Raw genomic sequence first — 18407 nt, 5'->3', positions numbered from 1 at the left:
AGCCATGCAAAGACAAACTAAAAAATATCGCAACTGTCAGTCAATGACTCGACCGACAGCGCCTCAACGAACACGGCGAGCCTTCTCGCTCGTGGAAATTATGATTGTGCTCGTCATCATCGGGATTTTGCTCGGACTGCTTTTCCCCGCGATCAGCAAGGCAATTACGACAGCCAGAAATGCCACCGTGACATCAGAGATCAGCAATCTCGCCAAAGCAATCGGCGAATTCAAACTGAAATATGGCGTTGAGCCACCGAGTCGAATCTACTTGCATGAAGACTCCAGCAACTGGTCGAACACAGACTTGCGGACCCGAGAGAGTAAAGCGTTCATCCGTCAGGTCTGGCCTAACTTTGACTTCACTTACGCCAATGCGCCGACAGCTGGCGAACTCGATATCAACGGGAATGGGATGACTGACTCTGATCCGATCGACTTGCGCGGAGCAGAGTGCCTGGTCTTCTTCCTGGGAGGAGTCTGTGCTACCGAAGATGCAACTGGAGCTTCGATACGAGGGGCAACCGGGGTTCTCGGAAGTGGATCAGCTCCTGTGACGAAATGGTTTCCGCTCGGTTTTTCGACCGATCCGGAAATGCCATTTGCTCGCGGGTCCGGAACTCGAGTGGGTCCGTTCTTCGAGTTTGATGCCTCTCGTCTGGTTGATGTTTCCGACTCACCACCTGCAAACATTTTGCGAAACATGCCTGAGTATCTGGATACCCTGCCTGGGCAAACGTCTCCATATTTGTATGCCAGCTCGTACGAGGGGCGAGGGTACAACGTGAACGGTAGTTTTGCTCACACAGACTTAAACCTGGCGTCCTCTTCGATCACCGAACCGACATGGGTTTATCTCCAAAGTGATCCGTCAACTGAGGGAACAGCTGCGGCTATTCCTTACAATAAAAACAGTTTCCAGATCATCTCTCCGGGGGCTGATACCCAGTACGGGACAGGCGGAAGCTATGACAAAGATGAGGGGTTTACTGGCTTCGCTGATGGTGTTCAGAAGGACAACATCACGAACTTTTCCGGTGGAGTTTTAGACGCCAGCTAAGCCAGGCGAGCAGGCCTTTACCCGTCATGGACTTGATGAAGAATCGATATGTTCAATCGTCAACAACAATTTCGCACAACTCGTAACAGTGCCGGTTCATCGCGCAGTGTCGATTCATTGCGTGGTTACACACTGATGGAGGTTCTGGTGGTCATGATGATCATCGGAATCCTGCTCGCCCTCCTTGTTCCTGCTCTGGGGCGATTACTCGGAGCATCCAAAGGGGTGGCAACCCGGACCACGATCAACCAGATCGATTCCATTATCCAGGCCCGTTACGACGCCGTGCTGGAAGCGGACGTCAGTGTCGAAGCGAAAAAACTGGCAGCCTTAAATTCCGGAGTGGATGAAAAAGAAGCAGAGTTCCTCATCCGCAAACTGATGTACCGCCAGGCACTCCCGCAGCGTCCGGAAGATTTAGGAGGGTTTGATGTTGACCTGTCGACGACTGGCGATAACCCCCCTCTTGCTAGCGCGTGGACATCGAAGGGAGGAGCTTCGGCATCGGATGACAGTAGTGTCACAGGCTCGGAGTTATTCCTATTCGCCATGACGCAGGGAAGCAGTGTTCAGGTTATTCCTGGTGGGAAGTCATACCCGATGCCTGTTCTGGAAATGGACAACATCAATCAGGCACACCTGCAGGACAGCGACGGTAACGGACTTGACGAACTGATCGACGACTGGGGTCAGCCACTTCGGTTCTACAACTTTCCGACACACCTGTTCCGTGATGATGGAGACACATCAGTTGCCCCCACGCGAAACAATGCCAGCATTCTCATCGCGGGACTTCCTAACGACATGAGTTTAAGCGGCCCGCTGGACCGTGACCCACTCGACCCAAGCGGCCTGCTGGCAAGCCAGTTTTCCTCGGGGGACAGTAACTTCGAATACACACCGGGCGGATCAGTCGTAAACCGTGTTGCCATGAGCACATTCAACTACCACATTCCCAGCACTTATTACGTTCCACTTCTCGTTTCCGCTGGACCGGATGGCGTTCTCGGATTAGGAGAACCAACATCAACAGCGACATCACCCGGCCCGCCGCAAACAGCTGATCGACTGGCAAAAGTTGAGTCGACATCTGGAGCGGTTGATATTCGCGATAACATCACAAACAGAAATACTCAGCAATAATTATTCAGCAGCAACCATTTAGGTCTTAGTGAACAGAATGAAAAATTCGCTGCGACAATTTGAATCGATCTCATCCGAAGCGAACTCTCGTCGTGGATTTACACTTGTCGAGTTGCTCGTCGCGATCGGGATTCTGGTCATCTTGACGACCCTGACAGTGAGTGCATTCACACTCAATGATGGGGACCGCGTGAGTAACAGCATCAGTACATTCAAAAATGCTCTGGAAGGAGCCCGCTCGCGAGCGGTCGCTGACGGTCAGGTCCGTGGGCTGCGTCTGATTCTTGATGAGAACGATCCCCGCATCGTGAAGAGCATGATCTATGTCGGTGCAAGTGATTACCACACACGCGGCACAGTCCAGGCGGTCTGGAATACTGCCGGATTTTGGGAGATTGAATTCGACTCAGCTGGCCTCAACAATCTTAAAGATATTGGCGCATTTGACGACACCGTCGGCGGATATCGCATCGAAGTTCCAGCAGGTTCGGGGAATTGGTTCACTCTGCGAAACAACCTGGGACCGATCAATCGCTGGCGAATCATCGAACATTTCGAGCCGAGTTCATGGAACACCACTCTTGCAGGATGGTCACCAGCACCAACTCTTACAGCAACTCCCGCTCGTACAGAAGAATTGCCATACCGCCTCGAACTTAAGCCGACCATTCTGGAAGGTGAAGACCCGATTCTGCTCGATCCACTCACCTGCATCGACCTGGATGGATCACGCGTTCCGGAAAGCTGGCGTGCCCGTGAAGACACAAACCGAGACGGAACACTCGACACGATGGGTTCCGAGCCCGACGCCAACGGCAACGGCCTCTTTGATTTTTCTGCAGGGTATGCTCAAGGCTCGAACCGCATGGATATCCTGTTCAGTCCCGATGGGACATTAGCAGGCAACCTGAAATCAGAAGGGGTGATCAATTTTCGAATCGCCTACGTCAGCGATGTCATTCTGGCTCTTCCCCTTCGCCAACGAGCCCTGACTTACGACTACTCTGGAATCGCCACCTACCCCGATTTCATTCTGCCTGCTGATCCGGAGAAGGATCACAAAGCACTCACGATCTTTACTCAAACGGGCAGCATTATCATTACTGATATCGACCCCACAATTTCCGGGTCACTGACAAACGGGTTTAATAACGATATCGCAACGCAGCCCTATTACTACGCACGTCTTGGACGGGAGTCGAACTGATGAAGAATACTCCCACGACAACCCAACCCACTCGTACAGGTGCGACACTCACCGAGGTTCTGGTCTCGCTGTTGATTTTCAGCGTCGGGATCGTCTCTGTCTTTACGTTGTTCCCGGTCTCACTTCTCAGTTCGATCCAAGCGACCAAGCTGACGAATTCAAAAATATTGGCAGACAACGTTGTCGACATTGTCCGGACAGCGCCTCACATTCTGAGACCGCCGGGAGTATCTGCCAATGATCCGTGGACAGGAGAATGGGAATCAAACAAGCCTTATAATGTGAACGATCTGGTTTGGCCACGAATTCAGTCGGGACAACTTTTTCCGCAACCGAATCTCGCTTATCGCTGTACAGCCGGTGGGACTTCCGGTGCTGCAGAACCGAAATGGTTAACGACTGGTGCTAACGTGAATGATGGCGGAGTCACTTGGCAACGTGTTGCTTTGAGCAATTATGTTGTTGACCCGCTCGGTCGATTCCGAGACGGCACAACGACAGGCCTTCGAAGGGAATCATTCGGATACAATTCCGGTACTATTGTCACAGGATTGGCGCGAACTGACGGAGGAGGATTCACTGATTATGTTTCTGCTCGCCCGTTTTTCACCCAGCCCGACAGCTGGACAATTGCACTCAATGAGACTCCTTCTGCGATCAATGCCACATCTGTCACCTTTCCTGCTTCCGTCCCGCTTGAGAGCGTGAACGCAACAGATCAGCGGCTGGTCGTCGTCTCAGCAGATGGAACTCAGTCGGCATCACGTTCAATCAACAATATCTCAGGTCAGACGATCTTCGTTCCGGCGGGACAGAACTTTCCAGCAAACCTGAACTCTCTAGCAGAGGTCAGCACAGTACGTGTCGAAGCGTTTGCACCAAGATACAGCTATATCCTCACTGTTCGTCGACCTGACGAATATGTGCAGCCAAAAGTCTCTGCCGTCATTCTCTTCAACCGCTCATTCAGCTTTGAAGATGAAGAGGTGTTCAAGGCGAATTTCGGAAATTCAGGTTACAACGATGAATCTGAAGTCGATGCGACAGCCATTCCCTTAGCCATGTCTATGACAGACAATCAGGTGCTCATCTCATGGGCTGGTAAAAAACAACCGCTACTACGCGAAGGCAATTACCTTTTCGATGCTCGTGAAGTCATCTGGTATCGAATGTCGGTCATCACACTGGACGCGGACAACGAACGTGCACTCATCACGCTGGATCGCGCTGTCGAACAAATCACAGTCAATACCGGAAACTCCAGCGACGTTGGCCGAGCAATTTTCCTGCCTGGGATTGTTGAGATCTTTGAACTGTAGAACATTATGAATCAATACCATCACACAACTCGACCAGATTCGAACAAGCAGCGATCGGGGTTCACCCTGACCGAGATGCTTGTTGCGACGGCGCTTGTTGTTTTGATCATGCTGATGTTCGCGCAAATTTACGGTTCAGCGGTCGGTTCCATTACTGAACAACGTGGGCTGGCGAACAACGATCAGAAAGCCCGGTCGGTGGTCACCACTCTACGGAAAGATCTGCAAGCACTCACCTATCGTCAACCATCGTTTCCTTATGGAGATTTGCAGGGCATTGTTCCGATCGATAACGGGGATCAACCGATTATCGACCCGGTCAATCAGCGGGGATATTTCTTCATCGCTGAAAACAGTGACACGAACGACACCGATGACATCCTGCAATTCACGATCCAGCTCAAACGTGGGCAGCGTGGTGATCAGGATGACCGTGGACGCTCCAATCGATTTATTGGCAAAGCGGCCAACTTGGGAATTACCAACGAAGCTGAAAAAGATGATGGAATTTCCGGGAACGACCTGGGAGCCTCCTCAGCTGCCGAGGTCTGTTACTTCCTTCGCGGAGGAAACTTGTATCGCCGACTTCTGTTACTCAGAGACCCAATCCATTCAGCTATTCGCGAAGATGGCCAGCCGACCATCGGAGTCGGTCGCACCCGACGATTCCGGACTCCCAGCAATCCAGACTATACCGCATCAAATTTCTATACCGATTTCGATTACTCAGCGACCCGTCGTGATGACGTCTTGTGGTTCCATTCGGTGGACTCACTTGCGAATGATCGTGGAGTTTCCAACTGGCCGATTGCCTTACCGAAAAATCGATTTGGATTCCGGGCGAACGGAGCCTCTTTTGAAAACGACAGCAACGGAGTTTACTTCGGTCGCTTCACGCACGCAGAAACGTCTGACCCAAACTTTGGATACCCAGGCATCCAACCGACCACAGCTAACGATCCTTACCAGCGTGGTGACTTGACCGACTCGGACGGCGATTACGTTATCGATCAACTCTCTAATGGTTCACGTTTCGGAGAGGACATCATCCTCACACATGTGGAAGCCTTTAACGTGGAAGTGTATGACTTCGACACGGATACCTTCCTCGATCTTCCGTCGAATGACACTTACGACACGTTCCACCCCAATGCCAGTGGTACCGTTCCAACTGAATATTTTATTGACACGTCAAGCTTAGGGACCTGGGCAGCCACAAGCAGTTCGCCCCCCTCAGTTCTCGGAGTGCCGGTGCTGTCTCAGAATTCACCGGTTCGCCGAAGCATGATTTATCGACGCACCTCAACGGGTGGTACAACGGGTGATGTCAAACCTGAGTTCCCACCGATTCCCGGAACGATTATTCAAGACGGAACCGTCACTTGGGAATGTATTGACAATCGAAAACCTCTTAAAGCGATACGAGTCACACTACGCTTTCGCGATACACGCAGCGGGCTTGTCCGTCAGCTTTCTGTTATTCACTCATTTGTGGAATAGCAGAGCGACTTGAGTCCATTTTGAACCGTTCGGTTCCTTTCAGAATCTCTCGGCGTCAAGAACCTTACCGACAACCTATGAAACGAAGGATTTCCTCAGTGTTGAAGCGATCAATGTTGAAGAGGTCAATTTCAAGGACTCGGCTCAGTTCTGAAACTTACGAGAGGGAGAAGAACATGTTGCTCCATAATCATATTTCCAAACAGAATCGAGCTGATCACTCTGCGAAGGCAGCAGTGCTCCCGGCTTCCCGTCGACATGGGGGCGCGGTGATCATCATGGTCGTCTCGCTGATGACCACGCTCGTGGTGATCGGTCTGTTCTTCTATAGCTGGACCCAACAGGAACTGGTCTCTTCCCGAACCTTCGCCACGAAGAAGCCATTAGAATTCGACCCGGACCCGGTTTTCGATTTCGGACTCCAACAAGTCCTCGTGAGTACCCCCTCGACCTACACAAACAGTGCACTGTATGGGAGTCGCTGGTCGCTGGCAGCACACATCATGGGGCCGCTCACCCCAGATGGAGCTCCGCTCAAAGCACATCCGTATTCCGGAACCGGGATCACGGTCACTTCAACAGGACCGACTTCGTTCGACCTTGATTACAACGGCGATGGAATTCCGACTCATGATGAATCGAATTTCATCGTGAATTTCAGCCGCCTGACGAATGGGGGATCAGACCTGTTGGGAACGGTCACTGACTTCGACTTCAACCCAGCTGCGGGTTACACCTACCCCGACATCAACAGCTTGTTCCTCTCACTGGATTATGTCGATTCCATCACCGGGGAACGAGTCGTTAAACCGTCGTTTGCTTTACCGGGATATTTTGTTGAACCAGGATTCACTTTTGCAGACTGGTACACCGCAGGTTCGGCGAACCGTGTGATGCGTCCGCACCGCAACCTGACCGATCGCTATGTCACAAATGCCAATGGAGAGAACGCACAGAGTGGGGACCAGGACCGCTTAATTGAACCTTTCCCGTTTCCTAATCCAAGATTGGGTGTTTGGGATGGCGCGACTTCAAGTTATGAACTGGATGTCGATCTGGATGGCGATGGTCTTAAGGAATCGATTCTTGTCGATCTGGATCACCCGATGGTGGAACTTCCGAATGGTCGTCAGGTCGTGCCGGTCTATTCGTTCAAGATCACCGATCTCGACGGCTTGCTGAATACCAATGTTCATGGAAACATGTCGGACTTTGTTCGCAGATCACGCGTGTCGACCGGTGAGGCAGGCATTTATGAGCACATTGGCAACAAGTCGACCTGGGTTCACAGTTCGAATCTGGGGCTGACCCCCTCGGAAGTGAATCCTTTAATCGCCATGTATGCCGACCCGTCAAGTGCGGACTTTATCGAACAGGATAACACCCTCAAAGGCTACATCACATTCCCGCATCGTGGTATGGCGGCTCGTCGATTTGATGGAACGTCTCTTGTTGACCCGCCTGTAAACAGGATTGGCGTAGGCTCATTCAATCACCTCACAACAGCCAATCTGGAATGGGCAATGATCTCCCTTGGTCGTCCGGACTTTAATCCCAGCGACCTGCGATACATGGCGACCAGTGGAACTGATCGTCTGAACGGAGTTGTCCCCGGCCGATACGGGTTGGATGCTGGTCAACTTTTGACAGGCTTGAATAACGAAGGGCCAACGCCAGCAATGGGACGTTTTAACGCTCCCGGGAACGACCGTGTTGATGAGGACGAGGACAGTAATGCTGGAACAACTCCCGGTGGGGGAGTCCTCTATACGGATCCTTCGATTGGTGTTGATATTCCTCCGTTTGTGCATCCACTCGATTTCGGCGGGACTGGAAATCACATTCCAGATCTGGGCACCCCGACTAACGTGGCGTCGATCGTGTATCGAACAATGGGCGTCGGCACAATTGGTGAGAGAATCCTCGAAGCAGGCGGGCTGACCAACAACCCCATGCGCTGGCCAAGTTATCCCGCTCAGGGAGCATGGCAAAATCAGGGAAGCGGGAACCCAAACTATCTCACCTATCGCGATGCGATTTCAGTAGGAGCTTTGCAGAAATCGAGCACAGATATGCTCGTTGATGAAGAGGATGAGCGGGTTGTCGATCTTGCTTTCCCGGATCTCCATGACGCACGCTTTGCACCGTCAGAAATCGCAGCGATGCATCTTTCGGAGTCTGACTGGTCGGGAACGAAATCGACTTCACGTTTGCGAGCGTTGGCTCCGTTCAACTTTGAATTCAATCGACAGGCCAGCAAGATTCGCTCTCAATTCACGACCGAGAGTTGGGACCGCCTGCAGTTTGCCTTTTCGCCTTTCCCTTCCTCAGCAGGCGAGCGCGCCTGGGAATTTAATGACAACTTAGATGGCGACGACCGATTCCCACCACAATTTGGAACAGTGCAGCCATCTCGTCATGAGAATGGAGCGATCTCACCACGTGACCCGTTTCGGCCTGAGATCCGGCGTTTGCTGACCATTCGAAATACCGGCTGGGCGAACCAGAATAGTGCGCTCCCGCAACGCAAGCTGCATCTGAACCGGATTCTTTCCGATGATGCGATTTTCGACACATCTGCGAACGACGCCTTTGACGACAATTCAAACCCTCAATATCGCAACCTCGTCCCGCACGCCATCGAGTTTTACAACGGTGCAGGGGCACCGCTCGGAACGGAAACGTATCTCAACACTGCCATCCCTCACGACAACGTTTTAGATGGGACAGGACTTCCACCCTTTGCAGATATTTCGACAGACCCATTTGTTCAGGAGTGGTGGGCACGTTACGACCGCCAGCGATTGGCCCGTGATATCTACGTGCTGCTGTATACACTCGCTGGGAATGACGGCACAGGCATGAACATCGACCCTGACTTTGCCACAAGCCCGGTAAATGTTGCGATTGACCCCGATGTTGCTAGAGAGATGGCACAGTTTGCAGTCAACTACGTCGATGCACTGGACCGCGACGATGTGATCACAGAGTTTGTTTACGATCCTGATCTGTCGGATGGTTGGGACAATGCCCCCACTGAGGCTGTCTATGGAATTGAATCACAAAAGTTGTCATTCAGCGAAGTCATGCTGATCGAAACAGATGTCATTGCGTCTGACTCTGGTCGCACACTGCATGACGATACCGGGGTTGGTGGAAATGGTCACCGATTCCTGTACATGGAACTTCGAAACCTCAGCCCGTTTGACATCAGCCTCAACGATGAGTCCTGGCGAATTGCTCGCGTCTCAACAGTTGGAGGAAATGAAGTGGTCGACATGGCTGTGGAGTTTAAGGAAGATGCAGGCGGGACGGCTCGTGTCATTCCAGCAGGCGAAAACTTCTTGCTCGCGTGTCATGATGGAACTGTCGTGAACGGTTCTGGAGACTCGATTGGAAGTGAGTTCTATGTCAATATCGATGACGATCAGAGTTCGAGCCCGTTGCAACTGATCTATCCCAAATCGAACACGACAGTACAGATCCCGAATAATAATCAAACGCCCGATCCTGTCGTCGACCTCGACTTAACTCCACGAACCGGGTTTCCTCACGAAGACTTCCGCACCTTCGGCGGAAAAGATGCTTCAAGCACCTACACTGGTTCGACGCTGGTCGAGCAAACAGTCAGCGGAGCTTCTGGCCCAGAGTTCACGCTGCTTCTTCAGCGTCGCAGAAATTTGCGTGGCCAGGGAGCAGGAGAAAGTGACTGGATCGAAGTGGACCGATTTAGAGTCGCTCCTAATGATTTCCGTCAATCCGGCAACCGTTTCCTCTCGACACACACTGCTCCGATTTCTCCAAATCAGTCCCAGTTGCAAGCTGAGTTGAGAGGGATGCATAGCCAGGAACGATTGCACCCATACACCCACGATAGTGATAACCATCCATTTTTTGATGACTCCGGAACTGACCCAAATAACTCAGAACGCAATCACACACTCCGAACAGCGACGCATCCAAATAAGAATCGTGCCAATCAGCGATGGATTGAAGATTTTGGAGATGTGGAATTCTGGTTCTGGCAACCCCATTTCGATCGCGACTTTTCTTCTGTGATCGAGTTACTTTCAATTCCGCGTTACGGAAATCGCAGTGCAGGATCAACCAGTGCAGCAGCAGACTACTTGCGGTTGATCAATGGAGGCGTGATTGGAAACCTGACTGAAAATACGAATCACGATACACTCGAGGCGTCGCGTGTTGCTCAGGTACGGTTCCTCGCTACCGATCAGCGTTGGAGTCGTCTGTTAAATTTCATCGAGACACCTCCACGAACTCAAGATGTCATTAAAAATGATCTCTACTGGCAACGTCGCACACCTGGTCGTGTCAATCTGAACATGATTCGTCATGAGCATGTTCTGGCTGGTTTGATTGACGATACAGTCCATCACGATCCACTTGCCGCTCGCCCCACACAAGACTTCATCGAGCCACTTCGCGACTGGATGGATGAGTTTCAGGACTCAAGGGATGTCCGGCGTGCAGGTGGAACATCGCTGCCAGGCTCACACCAGGCGAGACCGTTTCGCCCATTAGGTTACGTGCACCCCGGTAGCCCTAACCAGAGTCGTCAACACACGATCCTGCGAAGGAACATCAACAACAACCCGCCTGACCTGAACTCACTCGGCATTTTTGAAGCTCGTCCGACCACCGATGTGGGAACCAATACGATTGACTACCACACCCGACAGCGGATTCTTGCCAAGGTCGCGAATAACAGTACGACCCGTTCACATGTTTTCGCAATGTGGGTCGGAATCGACTTACACGAAGCCCACATTAACGGTGGAAACGTCAAACTCGGCGATGTCGCTGGCGACCTGCCACGTTATCGGATGTTTTGTGTGGTTGATATGTCTCGGATTGAGGAGGCGTATGACCCGAATCGAGGGACGTTTGATTTCCGGAAGTTTATTATTCACCGTCAACTGTTGCCGTAACAGTTTATGAAGCGCATCTTCATGACTACCCCAGACGTTGGGGCGGCCACTGATGGTGACATTGGAACAGACTTTGAAAATTTCAAAAATTTTGAAAAGTCTGTTGAGAAACGTGCTTTGTTCACGTTTCTAGTAACTAGGCCAGAAAGTGATGGAAGTTGCCCGATCCGACAACATCGGACTTACGTCCAGCAAAATGGTGACGAATGACGTAGTTTCTATTGTCTGGCCTGAAAGTTGCATGACTAAAGAATATCTTTTGTTGTGCGTAAGTGTTAATTTCCTCAGAAGGTGATGAACACAACGAGTTCTTGTTGTTTTTTCACTTTCGATCGAGAGTTGTAGATGTCATAATGCAAGGCCTAACAAGCAGAAGCGGCGAAACGTTGTTTCATTTTGCATGAGTGTCATCTCAGCAGAGACTCAAGCTGGTTTGAAATGCAGCATGAGCCAAAACAGTTTGAGTCAGGTTTTCGCCTCTCTCAATATATTTTCAAGAAACTTGTTGAACTAACATCAATTATTCATTTCGTCGTATTCGTTGTTCCTTCTCACCCTCGCCAGCGACCACGACATTTCCTCTCGACGGTGCATTCCTCTAACGGATGTGTCGAGCCTGAACATCTGGAGATTTAAAATGAGAATTCGTTTCACCCCTGTCCAAGGGAAGTCCCGAGATTCGCGACGACGCAGCGGATTCACGCTGATCGAATTGCTCGTCGTGATCTCGATTATTGCCACCTTGGCCGCCCTGATTCTTCCAGGTGTCCAGCAAGCCCGTGCCACTGCCCGTCGTACGCAGTGTCTCAACAACATGCGAAACGTCGGTATTGCGATGCAAAGCTACGCCACCGACAACCGCGGAAAACTTCCACCGCTCGCAGGTGGATTAGCAATTCAAGAAGATCTTGCAGCTGATGGTGACTGGGGACCAGCTTCCTGGGCTGTCCATCTCCTTCCCAACCTCGAACAACGTGCTCTTTACGACCGCCTGCTGGACCGTACACTTCGTCCTTCCGGAAACGGACGACACACATTGATGTCAACAAATATCGATGTCTATGTTTGTCCAGACGACCCGAACGATGGGGCTAATGGCGCTATGTCATACGTGGTGAATGCTGGATACGCGACCTCTTCGGACTGGGCTGCCAACAGCATCGGCCATCAGGTTCACAGTTACATTTGGCCTGCAATTGGCGGGGCAGCGAGTGATTCACAGAATGTGAATGTAACAGCTGCAACCGGCGCCTTCTTCTACACGCAGTTCGACTTTAATGGTTCTCCATTCGGGGCTGCTCCAGCCGGATTTGAAAACACGATCGACAAAATTTCCGCTGGGGATGGCTTGAGCCAAACGATTTTCTTGAGCGAAAACCTTGACACTCCTGACTACAACTCAACTGTGACCAATACATTCGGAGCTTACACGTTTGGACTTGGAAACGGTGGATTTGCTGGGTACCGACTTGGTGCTGCCGGATTTGCAGTTCGCATGGCAGAGGCAAGTGGACATCCTGATTCGTTTGCAACACCTGGCGGTTTTGGAGACTCATCATCTCCACCAGCACCGGCGACTGCATTGATCGCAAATTCAGGAACTCCACTCCTTGAGTCAAGCAAAATTAATAATCAAGTCGGATTGGCCACTCCGGGTGCGAGCCCACGTCCAAGTTCGCTTCACCCAGGTGTTGTGAATGTGATCTTCGGAGACGGAAGTGGACGAAACCTTTCACAGAACATTGATGGTACAGTCTACATCCGTTTGGTCTCCTCCAACGGAAACCGATACGGTCAGGCAATCCTGAGCAACAACGATTACTAAGATTTTTCAACACTTGTGGTGTTCGCCACGAGACAAAATGTGAAGAGCTTCTTTCGAATTGATGGACGCTTTTGCATCTCGCGGGATGAGCGACTCATCACAGAAAAGCACTCTCTGCGGAGGCTGGGATTACGAAAGTCCTCTCAGCTCAGCGTAGAGCAGACTCAGGAAGGCTCACAAAACTTCTGAAACGCCCGTCCTTCACTTGAACGACGACCTTGATTTCAGCCCTTGTGAGAGCGAATGAGGTTGAATAAAGCTTAAAACCCTAAGCAGCGGCTCGTTTGAGTCGCTGCTTTTTTTCTGTCTGAAGGTTGTGCTGTAGAATTTCTGTGCGGGCAAACGTAAGATGCGTCCAAGACTTTGCGCCGCTTGGTTGCCGGCCGATGCCATGTACAGGACGTTGAACTCACCTTCGTGAGGTCAATTGCTCCCATGCACATTGGCCTTCACTACTACGTTCAACAGACTTGTCGGGCAACCTTCACCAAGCCTTCAGAAATAGATAACCTACCATAATGCTGCTTCTCATAATCCGGGCAATTTACATTCTGATTTGCGTTGGGGCACTGGCCACCTTTGCCTTCACACAAAACTCCGGCGCTCCTCCATTCGTTGAAGCCCATCCGGTTGCGTCATTCTCAGTGATGCTGCTCATCATGCTTTCAATCTTATTGATTGATGTCCTGATTCCCCGCAAGCGCGTCGAGGTAATCTCGGCGATTTACTTTGGCTTGTTAATTGGTGTGCTGCTGACGTATCTGTTGAACCTTGCGCTGGCTCCGCTGTTCGCGATGCTTGAGTCCATGAATGCCGATGGTGCAGCATTCCGTGGAGCTGTCACACTGATGGCGATCTTGATGATGCCGTATGTCTGCATCACTTTTTTGCTGCAAACCAAGGATCAGTTTCGCTTTGTGATTCCGTACGTGGAATTCTCTCGCGAACTCAAAGGGGGATCACCCATGGTCCTCGATTCGAGTGCGCTGATTGATGGTCGAATCGCTGATCTGATCGACACCAATATTGTTGAAACTCAATTCATAGTGCCGAGTTTCATCTTGCAGGAAGTTCAGGACATCGCTGACAGCCAAGACAAAATTCGAAAGAGTCGTGGTCGTCGTGGACTGGATGTCTTGAAACGACTTCAGCAGGATCCGAAAGTCGAGATCAAAGTTCACGAAACGATTGAAGATCGAGAGAAAACAGTTGACCAGAAATTGGTCGATCTGTGCATCGAGATTAACGGTCGACTCGTAACGAATGATGTGAACCTGAATAAGCTGGCCGGTGTTCAGGGTGTTGATGTTGTGAACTTGAATGATGTCGCCAATGCACTGAAACCTCGTTTCATTCCTGGCGAGCAACTCCGCATTCGCATCATCAAGGATGGTGAAGGGCAAGGGCAGGGTATTGGATATCTGGACGATGGCACGATGGTTGTCGTCGAAAACGGGACTCGCGAGATGGGCAAAGAAGTCGATACCGTTGTTACCAGTGTTCTCCAAAACAGTGCGGGACGAATGATTTTTTCCAAACTTGCCGATGGTCATGTCTAACAAAATTGAAGTCGATCCCGAACGACTTCAGCAAGCATTTGAGTCCGTCCGCGAGCGGTTACTTCGTGAGCAAAACTCCGAAGGACACTGGACGGGAAAACTTTCCACATCACCGCTCTCGACCGCGACCGCTGTGATGGCGTTGCATCAGGTGGTGAAAGGGAATCCGGAGCGCACTGCGGAACTCTCTCCATTGATCGAAAACGGGCTCGCCTGGCTTGGCAGGCATCAGAATGATGATGGCGGTTGGGGGGACACCCTCAAAAGTTTTAGCAACATTTCGACGACCATGCTCTCGCATGCAGTTTTTCATGCGACAGAACAAACTGCAGAGTACGCTGAAGTTGCCGAACGAGCGGATCGCTACATCACAGAGATGGGCGGGATAGCTGCCGTTGTCAAACGGTACGGTAAAGACAAAACATTTTCCGTTCCTATTCTCACGCACTGTGCGCTTGCTGGCTTAGTCGACTGGAAAGAGGTTTCGGCACTTCCGTTTGAACTCGCCTGCTTACCACACCAGTTCTATGCGACAATTCGCCTTCCAGTCGTCAGTTACGCACTGCCGGCTCTGATTGCAATTGGGCAAGTGCGTCATCATTTCCGAAAGCCCTGGAATCCGCTTCATAGCTGGCTTCGAGATTCCTGCATTCCACGAAGCTTGCGGATCCTCAAGCGAATCCAACCAACAACGGGGGGCTACCTGGAAGCTGCTCCGTTGACGAGTTTTGTCACAATGAGTCTGGCAGCCAAGGGGCTTTCCACACACCCGGTCGTTGAAGAGGGGGTCAGATTCCTGAAAGACTCGGTACTGGAAGATGGCAGTTGGCCCATTGATACAAATCTGGCGACCTGGGTCACAACACTTTCGGTAAACGCATTGGGCGAGGAACTGCCTGAAGAAGATCGAGAGAAAATCCTGCAATGGTTGCTCGACCAGCAGTACAAGGAGGTCCATCCTTTCACTCAAGCGGCTCCCGGTGGTTGGGCCTGGACCAATTTGAGCGGAGGCGTCCCGGATGCAGATGATACTCCGGGTGCAATGCTTGCGGTCTTGGCACTCTCCAAAGAAGAGGCATCGCCCGAAATTCAATCAGCTTTGAAGAATGCCGCGAGATGGCTCCTCGATTTACAAAATCGCGACGGCGGTTGGCCGACCTTCTGCCGTGGTTGGGGAGCTCTCCCGTTTGATCGAAGTTCAGCAGACATCACGGCACACTGCATTCGTGCCCTCGATAGAGTGAAAGCTCTCACGCCGTTCACGTCGGAGATTGAATCGGGGATACGAGCAGGGTTCCGTTTTCTCGATAAGCAGCAGCGGCCAGACGGATCGTGGTTGCCATTGTGGTTCGGAAATCAACATGCTCCGGAGGATATCAACCCGGTGTATGGGACAACGAAAGTCATCGCTGCGTATCGAGATACTGAGCGAATCGAGGCTCTTCCGGCTCAGGACGGGTTACGATGGCTTCGAGAAGCACAAAATGAAGATGGTGGCTGGGGCGGCGTTCAGGGGGCTCCATCGTCAGTTGAGGAGACCTCTCTGGCAGTGGAAGCTCTGTTGTCATCAAATGTTGCGACGACAGAAGTCGCTCGGGGAGTCCACTGGTTGATCGACCGCGTGGAGTCCAAAACCATCGATGAAACGACTCCGATCGGTTTCTATTTTGCCAAATTATGGTACTTTGAACGGTTGTACCCCATCATTTTTTCGGCAAGTGCCTTACGAAAAGCAAAAGAGACTTGTCAGGGGCACTCGAGTACTGAAAACTGAGCATTAAAATATAGACTGCGCGGTCAGATCCCGTATTAACAGTCGTCGTCTGGCGGCGTGAAAATATCAAAGGAGCAGACGTTGGACATCGCGACTAACTCGTCGTCCGCGCCCTCTACGGATGTGGCTGTGGCAGAGTCCGCCCCTACAGGTGAGGCCATTACGACTAAAACTGCAAAGCAACACGACGACGCTCCGACACCACGGAAGCGCAACAAACGTAAGAGTTCTGCTCATTTAAAAGCAGTTCCGGAAACGTTGGCGCTCCGCGATTTGATCAAGGCTGATGCCGAAGTGTTCGCTAAAACGCTCGACAAAGCGAATGCGTTCACGCGAAGCGACCTTGAGCAATGGGGCAGGGAATTCCTGAAGAAGATTGACCAGCCCGAGAAATATCTCGGCTTTGCCATGGTCATGATCGGGAACTATTTCTGGAAGCGACAATTCCTGGCGACACCTTTCGAGCGACGGATGCTGCTATTGCCGCATTGCCTGAAGCACGCAGAAGGGTGCCCTGCGGACTACGATGAGTTTGGACTGGATTGTGAAAAATGTGGAGCCTGCTCCATTGCGGACTACAAAGTCCGAGCTGATCAATTGGGTTATAAAGTTCTCGTTGCTGAAGGGTCACCGATTGTCCTGAAGATTATTGTCGAAGGATACGTCGACGGAATCCTTGGCGTCGCCTGCTTAAATGTCCTGGAAAAAGCGATTGATAAAGTCCTCATCGCTGGCGTCCCATCATTCGCGGTTCCGCTTCATTCAAGCGACTGCAAAAACACATCTCTCGACGAATCCTGGGTCTGGGAAGTTCTCGATAAGTACGAGCCATTAGAAGAACAGGAAACTCGCAGCTACGTCCCGCTCATGCGGAGTTCCGTCGACATCTTCACGAACCAGTTTGAAGAACTCCTCCCGCGTGTTCGCAGCAACACACCTGAGAAGGCCAAAACGCCACTCGGGATGACAGAAGACATCGCCTACGACTGGCTTTCAAATGGCGGCAAGAGGTTTCGTCCATTCATCACTCTGGCAGCCTACGACGCCGCCACGGGTGGAGAGATTGTGAACGGACGACATGACCGGGACAATCCTGTTCGATTCTCTCCTGCAATTTCTAAAGTGGCAATGGCGATCGAAGCATTCCACAAAGCGTCCTTAATTCACGATGACATCCAAGACAACGACTTATATCGCTACGGTCGAGAAACACTGCATCGGACTCAGGGAATTGGCCCAGCGATCAACATCGGTGACTACCTGATCGGTCTGGGGTATCGGCTTGTCAACGAGTCTCGTGACGAACTAGGCAGCGACGTCGCCTGTGACATTCTCGACAGCATGGCCGCAGCTCACATCAAACTTTGTGATGGACAAGGGGCTGAAATGGCTTGGCAGGACTCTCCTGACTGGGACATGACACCTCTTGACGCACTGCAAATTTACGCTTTAAAAACATCTCCGGCGTTTGAAGCAGCTCTGTTTTCTGGCTTGCGGATGGCGGGTGAGGTCGATCCATACCGCGAGATGATTCCACAATTCAGTCGCCAACTTGGAGTCGGATTCCAGATCCTGAACGACCTGAAAGACTGGCGTGGAGATGACCACAACAAACTTGTTGCCGGTCAGGATGCCCTCGCATTGCGTCCCACCGTCCTGCTGGCTTTGGCACTTCAACTTGCCACGCCTGAGCAGCGCATCGAGATTCGTGAAATCTACGAATCGTCGGGCAACGACCTCATGAGAATCGGGAAACTCCGAAAAATCTTCGTTGCCTGTGGCGCGTTTGAAAAGGCCGAAGGCCTGATCGAGAAGTCACGCGAGCGTTCAGAAGCACTTGCAGATTCTGTCGAATCGGACGAGATCCGTCAGCTATTGTACTTCTTTGTTGATTCAATTCTGGCTGAAGAAGGTGAGCCGACTCCACTGGAGCAACAACAGGCTGCCGACTCCATGTTAGTCTCGCTGCCAATCGTCTCTTAGAACAGTTCGACCTAGAGCAGTTTGCTCTACCGTTTGCCCGTGAAGAACGCATTTCCCTAGTAAAAATGCTTTTCGCCACGAGGCAGAA

Annotated in this window: 10 protein-coding genes; all 10 read left to right on the top strand. The window is 51.5% G+C overall.

Going from position 1 to position 18407, the window contains the following annotated elements; translation table 11 throughout:
• Window positions 1–4 precede the first annotated feature (4 nt).
• Window positions 5–1060, top strand: a complete 1056-nt coding sequence (locus ACN0YR_RS20120; RefSeq protein ID WP_417851011.1) for a type II secretion system protein — start codon at window positions 5–7, stop codon at window positions 1058–1060.
• 48 nt (window positions 1061–1108) lie between these two features.
• Window positions 1109–2203: a type II secretion system protein gene (locus tag ACN0YR_RS20115; protein WP_417851010.1), complete on the top strand. Its 1095-nt coding sequence runs from the start codon at window positions 1109–1111 to the stop codon at window positions 2201–2203.
• A 37-nt stretch (window positions 2204–2240) separates the two neighbouring features.
• On the top strand, window positions 2241–3410 hold the full coding sequence (locus ACN0YR_RS20110) for a pilus assembly FimT family protein (RefSeq protein ID WP_417851009.1): 1170 nt from the start codon (window positions 2241–2243) through the stop codon (window positions 3408–3410).
• On the top strand, window positions 3410–4729 hold the full coding sequence (locus tag ACN0YR_RS20105; RefSeq protein WP_417851008.1) for a type IV pilus modification PilV family protein: 1320 nt from the start codon (window positions 3410–3412) through the stop codon (window positions 4727–4729). Before ACN0YR_RS20110 ends, ACN0YR_RS20105 begins: the two co-directional genes overlap by 1 nt.
• A 6-nt stretch (window positions 4730–4735) precedes the next feature.
• Complete coding sequence (locus ACN0YR_RS20100) at window positions 4736–6229, top strand: PulJ/GspJ family protein (protein ID WP_417851007.1); 1494 nt, start codon at window positions 4736–4738, stop codon at window positions 6227–6229.
• 176 nt (window positions 6230–6405) lie between these two features.
• A complete protein-coding gene (locus tag ACN0YR_RS20095; protein ID WP_417851006.1) occupies window positions 6406–11178 on the top strand; it encodes a hypothetical protein in 4773 nt (1590 codons plus the stop codon).
• A gap of 637 nt (window positions 11179–11815) precedes the next feature.
• Window positions 11816–13003 (top strand): DUF1559 domain-containing protein, encoded by a 1188-nt coding sequence (locus tag ACN0YR_RS20090; RefSeq protein WP_417851005.1) that lies wholly within the window; start codon window positions 11816–11818, stop codon window positions 13001–13003.
• Window positions 13004–13521: 518 nt separating this feature from the next.
• A complete protein-coding gene (locus tag ACN0YR_RS20085) occupies window positions 13522–14562 on the top strand; it encodes a PIN/TRAM domain-containing protein (RefSeq protein ID WP_417851004.1) in 1041 nt (346 codons plus the stop codon).
• Window positions 14555–16336: a prenyltransferase/squalene oxidase repeat-containing protein gene (locus ACN0YR_RS20080; protein WP_417851003.1), complete on the top strand. Its 1782-nt coding sequence runs from the start codon at window positions 14555–14557 to the stop codon at window positions 16334–16336. The genes ACN0YR_RS20085 and ACN0YR_RS20080 overlap by 8 nt, the downstream gene beginning before the upstream one ends.
• Window positions 16337–16417: 81 nt before the next feature.
• Entirely contained in the window at window positions 16418–18319 is a 1902-nt protein-coding gene (locus tag ACN0YR_RS20075) for a polyprenyl synthetase family protein (protein ID WP_417851002.1), read from the top strand.
• Window positions 18320–18407 lie beyond the last annotated feature (88 nt).

The sequence above is a fragment of the Thalassoglobus sp. genome (genome assembly GCF_048270125.1).
Lineage (GTDB): Bacteria > Planctomycetota > Planctomycetia > Planctomycetales > Planctomycetaceae > Thalassoglobus.
The sequence above is the reverse complement of the archived record's forward strand: the minus strand, read 5'-3'. Positions and strand labels throughout refer to the sequence as shown.